Raw genomic sequence first — 14,279 nt, 5'->3', positions numbered from 1 at the left:
GAACTGACCATGGCAAACGCAGAACTCATCGTAGATGCACGCAACGGCGTGGGCGAAAGCCCTGTTTGGAGTGTGCGCCACCAAGGTTTGTTTTGGGTGGATATCGCCGAGCGCCGTTTGTGGTTCTGGAGCCAGTCCAGTGGGCAGACGCGTTCCTGGCAAGCCCCCGAGATGTTGGCTTGCGTGGCCTTGCAAGCGGGCAGCGACGATGCGCCATGGGGCCGTTGGGTGGCCGGTATGGAAACCGGGATTGGTTTGTTGACTCCAGCCGATGACGGCAGCATGGGCGTGCAGATGCTGGCAGGCGTGACCCACAGCCACGAAGGCATGCGCTTTAACGACGGTCGTTGCGATCGCCAAGGCCGCTTTTGGGCTGGCACCATGGTCATGAATATGGGGCTGGCCGCTACAGACGGCAAGCTCTACCGCTTCGATGGCCAAGGTCGTCGCCAATTGGATGCCGTGCTGGATGGATTTATCACGCCAAACGGTTTGGCCTTCAGCCCCGATGGTCGCACCATGTACCTGTCCGACTCTCACCCCAATGTGCAAGCGATTTGGGCCTTTGATTACGACATTGACAGTGGTATTCCCAGTAAGCGTCGTTTGTTTGTTGACATGACGCCCATGCCTGGCCGTCCTGATGGTGCGGCGGTTGATCAAGATGGTTGCTATTGGATTTGTGCCAACGATGGTGGCTTGGTACACCGATTCACGCCGGATGGCAAGCTGGACAAGTCCTTAGCCGTGCCGGTCAAAAAGCCTGCCATGTGTGCTTTTGGCGGAACCAAAATGGATACCTTGTTTGTGACCTCCATTCGTCCGGGGGGGGATCTTTCCGATCAACCTTTGGCAGGTGGCGTGTTTGCACTGAATCCAGGAGTGAGAGGCCTGGATGAGCCACAAAGCATCCTCACAGATGCCAGTGGAACGCCTCTCGTATCGACCAATCTCTAAACTAAAACGGAGACACTATGAAAACACTACCTCGTTTGTTGGTGAGTTTGTTGGCTATGGCCAGCTTGGCTGCATCCGCTGTGGAATTCAAGTCCGCAGACGTGCACAACGACGACAACTACCCCACTGTGGCAGCCGTCAAACACATGAGTGCTACGCTGGAAAAGAGCAGTGGCGGTAAGTTCAAGATCAAGGTGTTCAACAAGGGTGCTTTGGGTTCTGAAAAAGAAACCATTGACCAGCTCAAGATTGGCGCGCTGGAAATGACCCGCGTGAATATCACGGCGGTGAACGGTATTTGCCCATTGACCATGATTCCAACTTTGCCCTTCTTGTTCCGCACAGAAGAACACATGCACAAGGTGCTGGACGGTGCAGTGGGTGAAGAAATCCTGAAAAGCTGCGAATCCAATGGCTTGGTTGGCCTGGCTTTCTACGACAGCGGTTCACGCTCCATCTACGCCAAAAAACCGATCAAGACTTTGGATGATGTCAAGGGTTTGAAGATCCGCGTGCAGCCTTCTGACTTGGCTATTGCCATGGCCCAAGCCATGGGCGCCAACCCCACACCCATGCCTTACGGTGAGGTGTACACCGGTCTGAAGACTGGTTTGGTGGATGCGGCAGAAAACAACATTCCTTCGTTCGATACCGCCAAGCACGCTGAAGCAGTGAAGGTGTATTCCCGTACCCAGCACTCCATGGCACCTGAAATTTTGCTCATGAGCAAAGTGGTGTGGGACAAGCTGTCCAAGGCTGAGCAAGACCAAGTGCGTGCAGCTGCCAAAGAATCCGTGGCTTTCCAGCGCAAAGCTTGGGACGAGCAAGAAGAGAAATCCATGGAGTCTCTGAAAAAGCAAGGCGTGCAGTTCGTGGAAGTGGACAAAGCCCAATTCCAAGCAGCCATGTTGCCTGTGTACTTGAAGTTCATGACAACGCCTGACCAAAAGCGTTTGGTCAAGGCTGCTCAAGACACCAAGTAACTGTGAACGGCAGCCCCGCGATGGGGCTGCATTGGTCAATGCAGACCACTGCGCCGACAGCCAGTCGGCGCAGCTAGGAGAAATACATGTTTACAAAATTCTGCAAGGCGCTTGCCAAGCTCAGCCTCGTGCTGGGAATTATTGGCCTGATCGCAGTGATCATCGCGGTGCAATGGGCGGTTTTTGGCCGCTATGTACTGAATGACACCCCCACCTGGGCGGAGGACATGGCCTTGTTGCTGGTGCTCTTCGTGACGTCGTTTGGAGTGGCTGTGGGCGTGCGCGATGCAGGTCACATCGGCTTGGAATCTTTGGTCGCATTGCTGCCAGAAAAAGGCCAACGCATCATGGAGTTGGTGATCCATGGCTGTGTAGTGGTTTTCGGTGTCGTAATGACTTACAGCAGTTGGCAATGGGCCAGTCTCAAATGGAATGAGAAAAAACCCATGCTGCCTTTGCCCGATGGCATTGACTATGTGCCGCTGATTATTGCTGGCGCACTGATCGTGCTGTTTTCTATCGAACATATTGTGGCCATTTTGCGTGGTCAAGAGGTGGAGGAGTCATGGAACTGACCGTCCTGTGTATTACGTTCACGATCTTCCTGTTGATGGGGGTTCCAGTGGCATTTGCCATTGGTCTGTCATCCATTGCCACCATCATGGTTGCGGGCCTGCCAGTAGCCATGGTGTTTCAGAAGATGCTCGGCGGCATGGAAGTGTTCAGCTTCTTGGCCATTCCCTTCTTTGTGTTTGCCGGTGAGTTGATGCTCTATGGCGGTATCGCCGACCGCATCGTGCGCTTTGCCAACAGTTTGGTGGGCCATGTGCGCGGTGGTTTGGGCATGAGCAACGTGCTGGGCTGCACCATTTTTGGTGGTGTGGCAGGTTCCCCCGTGGCCGATGTGTCTGCGATTGGCTCGGTGATGATTCCGTTGATGAAAAAAGAAGGCTATGACGCCGACTATGCCGTCAACGTGACGACCCATGCGGCCTTGGTGGGGGCCATCATGCCGACTTCGCACAACATGATCATCTTCACCTTGGCTACTGCAGGCATCGCCTCTATCAGTACCTTGGGCTTGATCTTGGCCGGTTTGGTACCTGCGCTGATTTTGACGCTGTGCAACTTGGGTGCGGCTTACTGGGTAGCGGTGCGCCGTGGTTACCCCACATCGGGCCAGTTCGCAGGCTGGACTGCGGTGATCAGCGCCTTCTTGGCGGCACTGCCCGGCTTGTTTGTTGTGGTCATCATCTTGGGCGGCATTTTGTCGGGTGTATTTACCGCGACTGAGTCGGCTTCTATCGCAGTCGCTTGGGCATTGCTGATCACCATTTTTGTCTACCGCACGCTCACATGGAAGAACTTCCTCAAGGCTTGCGTCAAGGCGTGCAAAACCACCGGTGTGGTGCTGCTCCTGATCGGCATCTCCAACGCCTTCGGTTACTTCTTGGCCTTGTACGAAGTGCCCCAAAAGACGGGTGAACTGATGCAGTACATCAGCTCCAATCCGTGGGTCATCTTCTTGATGATCAACGTGCTGCTGTTCGTACTGGGCACTTTCCTGGATATGGCGGCCACCATCTTGATTTGCACCCCCATCTTCATGCCTATCGCGATGCAATTTGGCATGGACCCGCTGCAGTTTGGCATCGTCATGCTGATCAACTGTGCTTTGGGTTTGAACACGCCGCCTGTGGGCACGGTGCAGTTTGTCGGCTGTGCCATTGGGGAAATTTCCGTGGGGCAGGTCATGCGCACCATCACGCCGTTTTACGGCGCTTTGGGCATGACTTTGCTCTTGGTGACCTATGTGCCTGCGTTCTCGCTCTGGCTGCCGTCGCTCATCAAATAACCACTCCACACTTTTTCAATTTACTTAACTGGGAACCACTATGACTCCACAAGAACTCAAGTCCATCATGTCTTCTGGCCTGCTGTCATTTCCTTTGACAGACTTTGACGCCCAAGGCAACTTCAACGCCAAAACCTACATCGAGCGCCTCGAATGGCTGGCTCCCTACGGTGCCAGCGCCTTGTTTGCTGCTGGCGGCACTGGCGAATTCTTTTCGCTGACTGCAGAGGAATACCCCGAAATCATCCGCACTGCGGTGCAAACCTGCAAAGGCAAGGTGCCAATCATTGCTGGTGCTGGCGGCCCCACACGTTTTGCTATCCAGTGCGCCCAAGAAGCCGAGCGCCAAGGTGCCCACGGCATCTTGTTGCTGCCCCACTACCTGACTGAAGCCAGCCAAGAAGGCCTGATCGCCCACGTAGAAGCCGTGTGCAAGAGCGTGAAGTTTGGCGTCATCGTGTACAACCGCAACGTTTGCCGCCTGACCCCTGAATCGCTGGCTATTTTGGCCGAGCGTTGCCCCAACCTGATCGGCTTCAAGGACGGCGTTGGCAACATCGAACTGATGTCCGCTATCTACATGAAGATGGGTGACCGCTTCTCCTACTTGGGTGGCCTGCCTACAGCGGAAGTCTACGCAGCCGCATACAAGGCGCTGGGTACCCCCGTGTACTCTTCCGCTGTGTTCAACTTCATCCCCAAGACCGCGATGGAGTTCTACGAAGCGATCCGTACCGACGACATGGCGACCCAACACCGCCTGTTGCGCGAGTTCTTCATGCCTTACTTGGCCATCCGCAACCGCAAGGAAGGCTACGCTGTGAGTATCGTCAAGGCTGGTGCTGCTATCGCTGGCCACCCAGCAGGCCCAGTGCGCCCACCTCTGTCTGACTTGGAAGCCCACGAAGTGGCTGAACTCAAGGTTTTGATGGACAAACTGGGTCCCCAGTAAGTCTCAAGGAATTGAGCATCCGGCAGTGTTGGTTGCCGGATCCATGAATCTGTTGAACAGGCTGGGCATTCACTGCGAGTGTTCCAGCCTGAATCCTTTGGAAGGATAGCCGCCATGACCACAACCGAAAACAGCGTGCAGCAACCCCGCGCCATCATGATGAACCCTGCCGACAACGTGGCGGTGGTTGTCAACGACGGTGGCTTGCGTGCCGGCGCCCAGTTGCCCAACGGCCCCACTCTGGTGGAAACCGTGCCCCAAGGCCACAAAGTAGCCTTGGTTGACCTGCCCCAAGGCAGCGAAGTGCGCCGTTACAACGTCATCATCGGCCACACCAACCAAGATATTCCTGCCGGTGGCTGGGTCAACGAGCAGCGCCTCATCATGCCAGCGGCCCGCTCGCTGGAGGGCCTGCCCGCCCCCCAACCACCACAAGCTTTGCCCCCCCTAGAGGGTTATACCTTTCAGGGTTACCGCAATGCCGACGGCAGCGTGGGCACCCGCAATCTGCTGGCCATCACCACCACTGTGCAGTGCGTGGCCGGCGTGTTGGATGTGGCGGTAGAGCGCATCAAAAAAGAACTACTCCCGCTCTATCCCAACGTCGACGGCGTGGTGGGCTTGGAGCACACCTACGGCTGCGGCGTGGCCATTGATGCGCCCGATGCCATCATCCCCATCCGCACTCTGCGCAACTTGTCCAGCAACCCCAACTTCGGCGGCGAAGTCATGGTGGTGAGCTTGGGCTGCGAAAAGCTGCAACCCGAGCGCCTGCTGCCCGGTCGTGTGATTCCCATCCAAGGCGCGGACAGCACCGGCCCCGAAGCACTGGACGTGGTGTGCCTGCAAGACGAAGCGCACGTGGGCTTTATGTCCATGATTGACCACATCTTGGTGCAAGCCAAAGCCCACTTGGAGCGCCTGAACCAACGCCGCCGCGAGACTTGCTCCGTGGCCGATTTGGTGGTGGGCGTGCAGTGCGGCGGCAGCGATGCTTTTTCGGGCATCACCGCCAACACCGCCGTGGGCTACGCCACCGACCTCGTGGTGCGAGCAGGCGGCACCGTCATGTTCAGCGAGAACACCGAAGTGCGTGACGCCGTGGACCAACTGACGCGCCGCGCCGCCACCACCGAAGTGGCCGACGCCATCGTGCGCGAACTGGGCTGGTACGACGCCTACTTGGCCCGTGGCCAAGCCGACCGCAGCGCCAACACCACGCCGGGTAACAAAAAAGGCGGCTTGTCCAACATCGTGGAAAAAGCCATGGGCTCCATCGTCAAGAGCGGTAGCGGCCCCATCCAAGGCGTGATCGCCCCCGGCGAGAAGGTGGCGCAAAAAGGCTTGATCTTTGCCGCCACCCCAGCCAGTGACTTCATCTGCGGCACGCTGCAACTGGCCGCTGGCATGAACCTGCACATCTTCACCACAGGCCGTGGCACGCCCTACGGCTTGGAGCAGTGCCCGGTGATCAAGGTCGCCACCCGTGACGACTTGGCACGCCGTTGGCACGATCTGATGGACTTCAACGCCGGGCGCATCGCCACTGGGCAGTTGACCATCGAAGAGGCCGGTTGGGAACTGTTCCACATGATGCTGGATGTGGCCAGTGGCAAGAAAACCTGGGCCGAGCACTGGAAGCTGCACAACGCCTTGGTGCTGTTCAACCCCGCGCCAGTGACCTGAGTGCGCAGCGCCTGTCGCCAGCGGTGGCGCAGGCGCTAAAATCGCCGCCTCTCCCAAGGAGCGTTGCAGCAGTTCCTAGGCCCCGCGCCTAGCGACCTGTCAGGCTTGGGAGCTGGCGGCCTCTGCCATAGCAAGCCGCCCCATACCCGGTCAACGACGCTCACCTGTGTTCCATTGTTCAGGTGAGTTGTATGCAAAATTCCCCCTCCAATTCGGCTGCAGAGCCCGTCCAGCAAGCTGATGCAGCTATCAAAATGGCAGCAAGTGCTGTGCAGCCCATGCGCCTGTCCGGGCTGGAGCCGCTCAACATCGACGCGGGCAGCCTGTTTGTGAACGTGGGCGAGCGCACCAACGTCACCGGCTCCAAAGCCTTTGCCCGCATGATTTTGGAAGGCCGCTACGAAGACGCGTTGTCCGTGGCGCGCCAGCAGGTGGAAAACGGCGCCCAGGTGGTGGATGTGAACATGGACGAAGCCATGCTCGACAGCCAAGCGGCCATGGTGCGCTTTCTCAACCTCATGGCCAGCGAGCCCGACATCGCCCGCGTGCCCGTCATGATCGACTCGTCCAAGTGGAGCGTGATTGAGGCTGGGCTGCGTTGCGTGCAGGGCAAAGCCATCGTCAACTCCATCAGCATGAAAGAAGGCGTGGACGCTTTCTTGCACCAAGCCAAGCTGCTGCGCCGCTATGGCGCTGCTGCCGTCGTCATGGCTTTTGACGAGAAAGGCCAAGCCGACACCTATGCGCGCAAGATCGAGATTTGCGAGCGCGCCTACCGCCTGTTGGTGGACGAAGTGGACTTCCCCGCCGAAGACATCATCTTTGACCCCAACATCTTCGCCATCGCCACGGGGATTGAAGAGCACAACAACTACGCGGTGGACTTCATCGAGGCCACGCGCTGGATCAAGCAAAACCTGCCCGGCGCCAAGGTCAGCGGCGGCGTCTCCAACGTGTCCTTTAGCTTTCGGGGCAACGACCCGGTGCGCGAAGCCATCCACACCGTCTTCCTGTACCACGCCATTGCTGCGGGCATGGACATGGGCATCGTCAACGCGGGCATGGTGGGTGTGTACGACGACCTGGAGCCCACCCTGCGCGAACGTGTCGAGGACGTGGTGCTCAACCGCCGCCCTGACGCGGGCGAGCGCCTCGTCGAGATCGCCGAAACCGCCAAGAGCGGGGCCAAAGACGAGAGCAAAAAGCTCGAATGGCGCGGCACGCCCGAAGCGCCTGTGAGCGTGAACAAGCGGCTAGAGCACGCGCTGGTGCACGGCATCACCGACTTCATCGTGCAAGACACCGAGGAAGCCTACCAAGCGGTGCTGGCCAAAGGCGGACGCCCGCTGCACGTCATCGAAGGCCCGCTCATGGACGGCATGAACGTGGTGGGCGACCTGTTTGGCCAAGGCAAGATGTTCCTGCCCCAGGTGGTGAAAAGCGCCCGCGTGATGAAAAGCGCTGTGGCCCACTTGGTGCCCTACATCGAAGAAGAAAAGCGCCAGCAGCAAGCCGCGGGCATGGACGTCAAGAGCAAGGGCAAGATCGTCATCGCCACCGTCAAGGGCGACGTGCACGACATCGGCAAAAACATCGTCACCGTGGTCTTGCAGTGCAACAACTTCGAGGTCATCAACATGGGCGTGATGGTGCCCGCCCATGAAATTTTGGCCAAAGCCAAGGAAGAGGGCGCGGACATCATCGGCCTGTCCGGCCTCATCACCCCCAGTCTGGAAGAGATGCAGTACGTGGCGGGCGAGATGCAAAAGGACGACTACTTCCGCAGCCGTGGCACGCCGCTGCTCATTGGCGGTGCTACCTGCTCGCGTGTGCATACCGCCGTCAAAATTGCGCCCCATTACGAAGGCCCCGTCGTCTACGTGCCCGATGCCAGCCGCAGCGTGAGCGTGGCCCAAGGCCTGCTGGGCGATGGCCGCGACGCCTACGTGGCCGAGGTCGAGGCCGACTACGACAAAGTGCGCCAACTGCACGCCAGCAAAAAACCCGTCGCCCTGTGGCCGCTGGACAAAGCCCGCGCCAACAAAACCCCCATCGACTGGGCGCAGTACCGCGCCACCGTGCCCAAATTCATTGGCCGCCGCGTGTTCAAAAACTGCGATCTGGCCGAGCTGGCGCAGTACATCGACTGGGGCCCTTTCTTTCAGACGTGGGACTTGGCCGGGCCTTACCCCGCCATCTTGGACGACGAGGTGGTGGGCGAGCAAGCCCGCAAGGTGCTGGCCGACGCCCAAGCCATGCTCAAGAAAATCATCGATGGCCGCTGGCTCACCGCCAACGCCGTGGTGGGCCTGTACCCCGCCAACGCGGTGGGTGACGACATCGTGCTGTGGAGCAGCGAAGAGCGCCGCGAGCGCGCCCTGGTGTGGCACGGCCTGCGCCAGCAAACCCCCAAAGAAGAAGGTCCCGACGGCCACCTGCGCCCCAGCCGCTGCTTGGCCGACTTTGTGGCTCCTCCCGAGACGGTGAGCGACTACGTGGGTTTATTCGCCGTGACGGCGGGCATCGGTGCTGAAGCACGCGCTGCAGCCTTTGAGGCCGCGCACGACGACTACAACTCCATCATGCTCAAAGCCTTGGCCGACCGCTTGGCCGAAGCCTTGGCCGAGCGCATGCACTGGCAAGTCCGCACCGACCTGTGGGGCTACGCGGCGGGCGAAACGCTGAGCAACGAGCAACTCATCGGCGAGCAATACCAAGGCATACGCCCCGCCCCCGGCTACCCCGCCTGCCCTGACCACAGCGTCAAGCGCGACATGTTTGCCCTGCTGCAGTGCGAAGACATCGGCATGGGTCTGACCGACAGCCTGGCCATGACCCCCGCCGCCAGCGTCAGCGGCTTCTACATTGGCCATCCGGAGGCGCAGTACTTCAACGTCGGCAAAGTGGGCACGGATCAAGTGGAAGACATGGCGGCACGCCGGGGTGTGAAGGTGGAGGAGCTACAGCGGTTCTTGGCGCCGAATTTGTGAGGATCACATCCCCTTAAACAACCCCGCAAAGCTGCGGCTCACTTCCAGCGTTTCGTCGCAGCCCACTAGGCTGACGATTTGCCGCCCGCGGTGGTCGCGGGTGACTTTGGCGATGGCGCGGGTGTTGACCAGCGTGCTGCGGTGAATCTGCCAAAACTTGTCCATGTCCACAGTGTTCAGCAACTCTTTGATGGGCGTGCGGATCAGGGCTTGCTGGGTGGCGGTTTGCACGCGGGTGTACTTGTCGTCGGACATGAAGAACAGCACCTCGTCGATAGGGATCAGTTGGATGCTGTTGCCCACCGTGGCCTGAATCCATTGCAGCGGAGCTGGGGCAGCGGCCACGGGGGCTGGACTCGCTAGCTGCCTGCTGAGCTGCTGCAGCAAGCGGTGCATAGATGGGGTGTGCAGCGGCATCATGCTGGCATCTGCCGCGCTGTGCCGTTGCTGCAAGCGTGCCTCCAGTCGATCTTGCAGGCGCTGCAGGGTCAGGGCTAGCCGCTCGTGTTCTGCGGGTTTGAGCACGTAGTCCACCACGCCTTGTTCGAAGGCGGCCACCGCGTACTGGTCGTAGGCGGTGACGAACACCATCTCGCAGCCCGCCCACGGGGTGGTGCCCGTTTCGTCCCACGTGGGCAACTGGCTAATGGCTTGCGCCGCTTCGATGCCCGACAGGCCGGGCATGCGAATGTCCAAGAACACCACATCGGGCTGGTGCTGCGCGGTCAGCGCCACCGCTTCGCTTCCGTTGCGGGCCTGCGCCACGATGTCGATGTGGGGGGCCACCTCCTGCAGACGCTGGCACAACTGCTCGCGCATCAGTCGCTCATCGTCGGCCACTATCACCCGCAAGGTATTCATACCGCCACTCCTTGGTTCACGCTGGGCGCACTTGGTAGGGCACGCACACCGTCACGCAGGAGCCACCTTGCGCGGGGGTGCTGATGCGCAGCTCGGCCTGCTGACCATACAGCAGCTGCAAGCGTTCGCGGATATTGGCCAAGCCCACGCCGGTACCGCTCGTCTGTCCGTGGGAAAAACCCAGCCCTGTGTCGCTCACCGATACCTCTAGCTGGCCATTGTTCACCACCGCCGCAATGCGCAGCAGGCCACCATCGGCTTGGGGTTCCAAGCCGTGGCGGATGGCGTTCTCCACCAAGCTTTGCAGCACCATGGGGGGAAACAGGGCCGAGTGCAGCCCTTCGGGTACTTGCACCTCCGTTTGCAGGCGCTCATCCATGCGCATGCGCAGAATGTCTAGGTAGGGCAAGACCACGGCCAGCTCGCGGCCCAAGTCCCGCGTGGCTTGGGCATTGGCCTCGCGCAGGGTGGGCATGGCTTCGCGCAAGAAGTGGATCAGGCTGCGCTGCATGCGGGCGGCACGCGGCGCATCAGTCTCGATAAGGTGCTCTATGCTGGCCAAGGTGTTGAACAAAAAGTGCGGCTCCACCTGCGCTTGCATGGCGGCCAGGCGCGCTTCCATTACTTGCCGTTTCAGGGTTTCGGTTTCTGCCGTTTCGGTGGCTGCTGCTGCCACCGCTTCGGCTTGAATGCGCCCTTGGTAAGAGATTTTGATGATGATGGACGCCACGATGAGTAGCCACACCATGCTGGAGATGGCCCTGTCTAAGCTGGTTCTGTACAGGCTGCGTTCCCAACGATCCAGGGCATGGGCGCTGATGCGCGACAGCCCCGGTGAGGCCGGAGCGGTGATGCGCACATGGTCCTCGCCGATGGATACCTGCGCTCCCTCGCTGGGGCTGCTCTGTTTTTGGATTTGGAGGCCATCGTCACCTATAACGATCTCCACACTGCGTGGAGCCGTAGTAGAAGCCTCCTCGGTGCTGGCGGTGGCGTTGGATGAGTCCATCCACAGACTCCATCGGTTTTGCGAGGGCAGCATTTCCTGCACTATGCCCACCAGCACCCAAAATAAGACCGCCAGCAGGATAAAACGCCACCAACTGATGCTGACCAGCCAACTGGCATAAGCGTGAAAGCCCCGCACCAGCGCGTGGTGCAAGCGGGCAGCAGCGTGGCGCACGGTGCCACCAGACTGGCGGGGAAGAGAAGACTTTGGCATACGAATTCCTCGTTCAGGGTGCACTGGCGCTGTGGTGATTGCTCTGCGCCAGTTTGACACCGTGCGGGCACTCTAGGGGAGGCCACCGCACCCTCGCCAGCGCTATGCGACAGACTGCGTTTTGGCTAGGACAGGCTGCATTAGCGCGGTGTTGGGGCCGCGTGGGTTTGCGCCATGCGCTGCACCCCCCATAGCGCCGCCATGCCCAAGAGGCTGGCCAGCAGCAGCCACCACAGTGCATAGCGGTAGCCCACGCTAGGTGTCCACAGCAGGCCCAGCGACAAGGGAGCCAAGGCACGGCCTGCCGCTACGGGCAAGCCCAGCAGGCCGTTGAGCACGCCCACGTGGGTGCGGCTCACGTACAGCGCCATGGCCGTGCCTTTCACAATCGTCGTCATGCCGTTGCCCATGCCATAGAGCAGCACAAACAGCAGGGCGGGCACGGGGTGCAAACCTACCAGCACCAGCAGCACCAGACCCACAGGAATGAGGGCCGATATCCAGCGGTTGGCTTGGTGCACATCCCACTGGCGCTCCATCACAAACAGCACGATGCGCCCCAGCACTTGGAACAGGCCAATGGCCGCCGGAATCAGCACCACCCAGTGGTCGGGCAAACCCGATTCGCGTAAGAGCGGCACCATGTGCGCCGCCAGCCCGGTGGTGATGGACACCATCAGCACCATGTAGGCCGCCAGCAACCAAAAAGGCCAGCGCAAGTGCGCACGCCAGTGGCTGTGTTCGGTGTGGGAGGCATGGCTCGGCTGCGCAGGCGAACCCTGTGCTTGCTGCACGGGCTGCGCGTCGTGTGCGGTTTGCGGGTACTGCGGCGGCGAACTTTGCAGCAGCCACAGGTGCACGGGTAAGCACACCAGTAGCTGCAGCGCGGCCAGCAGCCACAGGGTATCGCGCCAGCCCCACAGTGCGATCCACCAGCTATTGAGCGGGATGAACACCGTGCTGGCCAGCCCGCCCAAAAACGTGATGGTGATGATGGCGCGCCGAAAGTCGTGCGGAAAGCGCCGCGTCACCAGCGCAAAAGCCGGGTTGTACAGCGTGGCTGCTGCGCCCAAGCCCAGCCACACCCACACGGCGTACAGGGCTGCCAGCGAGTGCACCTGGGTGTGCGCCACAAAACCCAGCGCCACCCACACCGACCCCGTGGCCATGACCAGCCGCTCCCGGCCTTGGTCTATCCAACGTCCCACCAGCCAACTGCCCGCGCCTTCGGCCAGCAAGCACAGGCTAAATGCCAGCGACGACTGGGCGCGGCCCAAACCCAGCTCCGCTTCCAGCGGCTGCATGAGCAGGCCAAACAAATAAAAAACGCTGCCCCAACTGATGAGCTGCGGCAGTGAGAGCCAAGCGCTAAAGCGTTGGAAGTGCTGGGGTGGCTGCGTTAAGCGCATAGGCAAGAAGAAAAAGCGGGGCATACAAGGGCGATTGTCCACATCCACCCCGCAGAAGAAGGGGCTTCACGAGATTGTCACACCCCCGACATGCACCCTTGCTGTACTGCCTGCGCTTATGCCAAACCGAAGTTTTTATGTGCTGATGGGCGCGCAGTTTTTGTCAGCACTGGCCGACAACGCGCTGTTGATAGTCTGTATCGCCCTGCTGCGCCAGCAGCAGTGGGACTGGTGGTGGATACCGCTGCTGCGCGTGTTTTTTACCGTCTCGTACGTGATGCTGGCCCCCTGGGTGGGGCTGGTGGCGGACAAGCTGCACAAACCCCGTGTCATGCGCTGGGCCAATGCGGCCAAGCTGGCGGGTTGTGCGCTGCTGCTGGCGGGGGTGCATGTGCCCAGTGCCTATGCCTTGGTCGGCTTGGGCGCAGCGCTGTACGCCCCGGCTAAATACGGTTGGATTACCGATGCCATGCTGCCCCAGCGCTTGGTCTGGGCCAATGGGTGGATAGAGGTCAGCACCGTCAGCGCCGCCGTGCTGGGCGTGGGGCTGGGTGGCGTGCTGCTGCTGGCACCTACCAGCATGGCCCTGTGGGGCTTGCTGGCCACCTATGGCGTGGCGTGGGCGCTGTGCCACGGCATTGCCACTGTGCAGCGCGATGGGATGCCGGTTCTGCCCCATGGTTGGGATGCCTGGCGCAAGCCGTTCACCGCTTTTGCTGCGGACTGCTGGGCGCTCTGGCGCGACCCGCTCAGCCGCTTGTCGCTGGCCGTCACCACCCTGTTTTGGGGCGTGGGTGCCGTGGTGCAACTGCTGGTGCTGCAGTGGGCCGAGCAGCAACTGCATTTGCCGCTGAGCCAAGGTGCCTACCTGCAAGGCTGCGCTGCCGTGGGCGTGGTGCTAGGGGCGGTGCTGGCCGCCCGCTGGGTGCGGCTGGAACAAGCCCAGCGCGTGCTGCTGCTGGGCGTGGTCTTGGGCGCGCTCATGCCCCTGCTGCACTGGGTACACAGCGTGGGCTGGGCCGTGGCCATGACGCTGCTGGTGGGCGTGATCAGCGGCCTGTTCGTGGTGCCCATGAACGCCCTGCTGCAGCACCGCGGCGCGCAGTTGCTCACATCAGGCCGCAGCATTGCGGTGCAAAACTTCCATGAGAACTGCAGCATCCTGCTGCAGTCCGGTGCCTACGCCTTGCTGCTGGCAGCGGGCTTGCCGCTGGGCAGCATGCTGCTGCTCTTTGGCGGCTTTGTGGTGGTGGCCATGCTGTTGATTGGGTGGCGTTTGCGGGTGAGATAAATTTTGTATTTGCCTTGCTATTTAATAGAAGGATAGCAATAATGGATAAATTATTATGTGGGCAAGGATTTTT

At 60.4% G+C, this 14,279-nt stretch carries 11 protein-coding genes and 1 riboswitch; of the genes, 8 read left to right on the top strand and 3 right to left on the bottom strand.

The genetic code is table 11. From position 1 onward, the window contains the following. The first annotated feature begins 9 nt into the window (after nucleotides 1-9). The 7 genes from KIK84_RS07305 (at nucleotide 10) to metH (ending at nucleotide 9,423) form a co-directional block, all read left to right on the top strand. Nucleotides 10-957: an SMP-30/gluconolactonase/LRE family protein gene (locus KIK84_RS07305; RefSeq protein ID WP_214122416.1), complete on the top strand. Its 948-nt coding sequence runs from the start codon at nucleotides 10-12 to the stop codon at nucleotides 955-957. A gap of 17 nt (nucleotides 958-974) precedes the next feature. Then, nucleotides 975-1,940: a TRAP transporter substrate-binding protein gene (locus tag KIK84_RS07300; RefSeq protein ID WP_214122415.1), complete on the top strand. Its 966-nt coding sequence runs from the start codon at nucleotides 975-977 to the stop codon at nucleotides 1,938-1,940. A gap of 86 nt (nucleotides 1,941-2,026) precedes the next feature. Further along, entirely contained in the window at nucleotides 2,027-2,515 is a 489-nt protein-coding gene (locus KIK84_RS07295; protein WP_214122414.1) for a TRAP transporter small permease, read from the top strand. Further along, complete coding sequence (locus KIK84_RS07290; RefSeq protein ID WP_214122413.1) at nucleotides 2,506-3,795, top strand: TRAP transporter large permease; 1,290 nt, start codon at nucleotides 2,506-2,508, stop codon at nucleotides 3,793-3,795. Before KIK84_RS07295 ends, KIK84_RS07290 begins: the two co-directional genes overlap by 10 nt. Nucleotides 3,796-3,835: 40 nt before the next feature. Continuing rightward, on the top strand, nucleotides 3,836-4,747 hold the full coding sequence (gene kdgD, locus KIK84_RS07285) for a 5-dehydro-4-deoxyglucarate dehydratase (RefSeq protein ID WP_214122412.1): 912 nt from the start codon (nucleotides 3,836-3,838) through the stop codon (nucleotides 4,745-4,747). 114 nt (nucleotides 4,748-4,861) lie between these two features. Then, entirely contained in the window at nucleotides 4,862-6,433 is a 1,572-nt protein-coding gene (gene garD, locus KIK84_RS07280) for a galactarate dehydratase (RefSeq protein WP_214122411.1), read from the top strand. A 49-nt stretch (nucleotides 6,434-6,482) separates the two neighbouring features. Continuing rightward, a riboswitch (S-adenosyl-L-homocysteine riboswitch) is annotated at nucleotides 6,483-6,602 on the top strand. 22 nt (nucleotides 6,603-6,624) lie between these two features. After that, nucleotides 6,625-9,423 (top strand): methionine synthase, encoded by a 2,799-nt coding sequence (gene metH, locus KIK84_RS07275; protein WP_214122410.1) that lies wholly within the window; start codon nucleotides 6,625-6,627, stop codon nucleotides 9,421-9,423. 3 nt (nucleotides 9,424-9,426) lie between these two features. Here the strand turns inward: metH and KIK84_RS07270 are convergent, their stop codons facing one another. The 3 genes from KIK84_RS07270 to KIK84_RS07260 form a co-directional block, all read right to left on the bottom strand. Beyond that, nucleotides 9,427-10,284, bottom strand: a complete 858-nt coding sequence (locus KIK84_RS07270) for a LytR/AlgR family response regulator transcription factor (protein ID WP_214122409.1) — start codon at nucleotides 10,282-10,284, stop codon at nucleotides 9,427-9,429. A 16-nt stretch (nucleotides 10,285-10,300) separates the two neighbouring features. Next, nucleotides 10,301-11,506: a sensor histidine kinase gene (locus KIK84_RS07265; protein WP_214122408.1), complete on the bottom strand. Its 1,206-nt coding sequence runs from the start codon at nucleotides 11,504-11,506 to the stop codon at nucleotides 10,301-10,303. A gap of 140 nt (nucleotides 11,507-11,646) precedes the next feature. Further along, nucleotides 11,647-12,939: an MFS transporter gene (locus KIK84_RS07260; RefSeq protein ID WP_250207842.1), complete on the bottom strand. Its 1,293-nt coding sequence runs from the start codon at nucleotides 12,937-12,939 to the stop codon at nucleotides 11,647-11,649. 94 nt (nucleotides 12,940-13,033) lie between these two features. Here KIK84_RS07260 and lplT point away from each other — a divergent pair, with 94 nt between their 5' ends. Continuing rightward, the gene (lplT, locus tag KIK84_RS07255) at nucleotides 13,034-14,206 is read left to right on the top strand and encodes a lysophospholipid transporter LplT (RefSeq protein WP_214122407.1); all 1,173 of its coding nucleotides are present in this window, start codon (nucleotides 13,034-13,036) and stop codon (nucleotides 14,204-14,206) included. The last annotated feature ends 73 nt before the right edge of the window (nucleotides 14,207-14,279 follow it).

This window comes from Curvibacter sp. CHRR-16, assembly GCF_018474005.1.
GTDB lineage: Bacteria > Pseudomonadota > Gammaproteobacteria > Burkholderiales > Burkholderiaceae_C > Allorhodoferax.
This window is presented reverse-complemented; position numbering and strand designations above follow the sequence as displayed.

What these genes read in the sequence shown, in the direction of transcription:
- KIK84_RS07305 (WP_214122416.1), top strand. Translation starts at nt 10, where the DNA reads ATGGCAAACGCAGAACTCATCGTAGATGCACGCAACGGCGTGGGCGAA.
- KIK84_RS07300 (WP_214122415.1), top strand. Translation starts at nt 975, where the DNA reads ATGAAAACACTACCTCGTTTGTTGGTGAGTTTGTTGGCTATGGCCAGC.
- KIK84_RS07295 (WP_214122414.1), top strand. Translation starts at nt 2,027, where the DNA reads ATGTTTACAAAATTCTGCAAGGCGCTTGCCAAGCTCAGCCTCGTGCTG.
- KIK84_RS07290 (WP_214122413.1), top strand. Translation starts at nt 2,506, where the DNA reads ATGGAACTGACCGTCCTGTGTATTACGTTCACGATCTTCCTGTTGATG.
- kdgD (WP_214122412.1), top strand. Translation starts at nt 3,836, where the DNA reads ATGACTCCACAAGAACTCAAGTCCATCATGTCTTCTGGCCTGCTGTCA.
- garD (WP_214122411.1), top strand. Translation starts at nt 4,862, where the DNA reads ATGACCACAACCGAAAACAGCGTGCAGCAACCCCGCGCCATCATGATG.
- metH (WP_214122410.1), top strand. Translation starts at nt 6,625, where the DNA reads ATGCAAAATTCCCCCTCCAATTCGGCTGCAGAGCCCGTCCAGCAAGCT.
- KIK84_RS07270 (WP_214122409.1), bottom strand. Translation starts at nt 10,284, where the DNA reads ATGAATACCTTGCGGGTGATAGTGGCCGACGATGAGCGACTGATGCGC.
- KIK84_RS07265 (WP_214122408.1), bottom strand. Translation starts at nt 11,506, where the DNA reads ATGCCAAAGTCTTCTCTTCCCCGCCAGTCTGGTGGCACCGTGCGCCAC.
- KIK84_RS07260 (WP_250207842.1), bottom strand. Translation starts at nt 12,939, where the DNA reads ATGCCCCGCTTTTTCTTCTTGCCTATGCGCTTAACGCAGCCACCCCAG.
- lplT (WP_214122407.1), top strand. Translation starts at nt 13,034, where the DNA reads ATGCCAAACCGAAGTTTTTATGTGCTGATGGGCGCGCAGTTTTTGTCA.